Consider the following 1,943-nt stretch of genomic DNA (forward strand, 5'->3'; position numbering starts at 1 on the left):
GTGCGGGCGGGGCGCTCGGTACGGCCGGAACGGGGGTCTCCGGCTCGGCCGTCGACGCCCGCGGCGCCGCTTCCGGGCCGGGCGCGGACGGAACGGCGGCGCCCTCGTTCTCGGTGCTCACAGCTCTCTCCTCATCACGTGCAACGTCGGATGCACTTCAGTGTCGTGCGCGACTCCGGGCCATGGCCAGGGGGGGCAGTCGTGCGCCCGGGCCATGAAGGGTGTCGTCACCAGCTTTTCCCATGGCCCGTCAGACCACCGTAAGCGGAGCCTGTGCTTGCGGGATCGCCCTTTATTCACTGACAAACGGAATAAAAGGTGCGCATGCGCGATTGCGGCAGGCGGTGGCACCATAACGCGGTGACCTCTGCGCACCAGGCCCGGGACCTCCGCCCCGAGCGCCATCCGCTCGCCGTCATCGCCCACCGCGGAGCCTCCGAGGACGCTCCGGAACACACCCTGTCCGCCTACCGCAAAGCGATCGAGGACGGTGCCGACGCGCTGGAGTGCGACGTACGCCTCACGGCCGACGGCCACCTCGTCTGCGTCCACGACCGCCGCGTCAACCGCACCTCCAACGGCCGCGGCGCCGTCTCCTCCCTCGAACTGGCCGACCTCGCGGCCCTCGACTTCGGCTCCTGGAAGGGCAAGGCCGCCGACGAGGAGGAGCCCGACACGGACGCCACCTCCGTCCTCACCCTGGAGCGGCTCCTGGAGCTCGTCGTGGACGCGGGCCGCCGCATCGAGCTGGCCGTCGAGACCAAGCACCCGACCCGGTGGGCCGGGCAGGTCGAGACGAGACTGATCGGCCTGCTCGACCGCTTCGGGCTCGCCCGCCCCCCCGCGGACGAGCCCTCCCCGGTGCGGGTGATGAGCTTCTCGGCACGCTCCCTCTACCGCGTGCACGCGGCCGCGCCCGACATCCCGACCGTCTATCTGATGCAGTTCCTCTCGCCCCGCTACCGCGACGGACGGCTCCCCCAGGGCGTACGGATCGCGGGCCCGAGCATCCGGATCGTCCGCCGGGACCCCGGCTACGTGGCGCGGGTGCACAACGCCGGGCACGCGGTGCACGTCTGGACGGTGAACGACCCCGTCGACGTCGAGCTGTGCGCCCGCGTCGGGGTCGACGCGGTCATCACCAACCGGCCCAAACAGGTGCTCTCGCAGCTCCGCCGCCCATAGCTCCATTACAAGGTGTGCACCGGCGCGTTCGCAGCGTGTTCGACGAAGGTGAGTGCCCCACCGTCTCCGGGATGGCCGGTTTCCGGTCCAGTCCATTGGGGCATCCATCCCCTGACGTGGGGCAAAGGAGGTCTCGGGGGTGGCGTTGGTGGTGGCACAGGAGGTGCCCACGTCGTCGATCATGGCCGTACCCCATGGTCCAGCCGGTGTGGGCCAGGCAAGACACCGGATGCGTGAGGATCTGCGCATCAGCGGGGTGGCGGATTCGGTCATCGACGACGCCGTACTGATCCTTTCGGAACTGCTCAGCAACGCGTACCGGCACGGACGCCCGCTGAGCCCGGCGAACGGCGAGAGAGACGGGGAGACCGACGGGGGGATTCGAGCCGCCTGGAGAGTGGACTCGCACGGCAGGCTCACGGTCGAGGTCACGGACGGGGGCGGCCCGACCCGGCCACTTCCGGCCACACCTTCGGTGACCGCGCGCGGGGGCCGCGGCCTGAACATCATCAGCGCCCTCTCCCAGGACTGGGGCGTACGGGACGCCAGCGGCGAGGTGACCGTATGGGCCGCGCTGTCGGCGCGCGACGGCTTCACCTCACGGATCGAGCTGGCGCCGACGCCCGCCGAGATGGCGTTCACGGATACGTTCACGGATATCGACGAGCTGACATAACGACGATGCGACGCGCGTAGACCGCGCGTGCGCCCGGCACGACTGGTGCGCCCCGTGGCACGCCCCACGGCACCCCACCACC

Annotated in this window: 2 protein-coding genes; both read left to right on the forward strand. The window is 70.7% G+C overall.

Translation table 11 applies throughout. From position 1 onward, the window contains the following. Positions 1-360: 360 nt before the first annotated feature. Positions 361-1,185, forward strand: a complete 825-nt coding sequence (locus K6I34_RS36365; RefSeq protein WP_229332297.1) for a glycerophosphodiester phosphodiesterase — start codon at positions 361-363, stop codon at positions 1,183-1,185. 181 nt (positions 1,186-1,366) lie between these two features. Beyond that, the gene (locus K6I34_RS36370; protein ID WP_229332298.1) at positions 1,367-1,861 is read left to right on the forward strand and encodes an ATP-binding protein; all 495 of its coding nucleotides are present in this window, start codon (positions 1,367-1,369) and stop codon (positions 1,859-1,861) included. The last annotated feature ends 82 nt before the right edge of the window (positions 1,862-1,943 follow it).

It is taken from the genome of Streptomyces sp. UNOC14_S4, from assembly GCF_020740835.1.
Taxonomy (GTDB): domain Bacteria; phylum Actinomycetota; class Actinomycetes; order Streptomycetales; family Streptomycetaceae; genus Streptomyces.

Coding starts and splice junctions, on each gene's coding strand:
- K6I34_RS36370 (WP_229332298.1), top strand. CDS start 1,367: ATGGCCGTACCCCATGGTCCAGCCGGTGTGGGCCAGGCAAGACACCGG.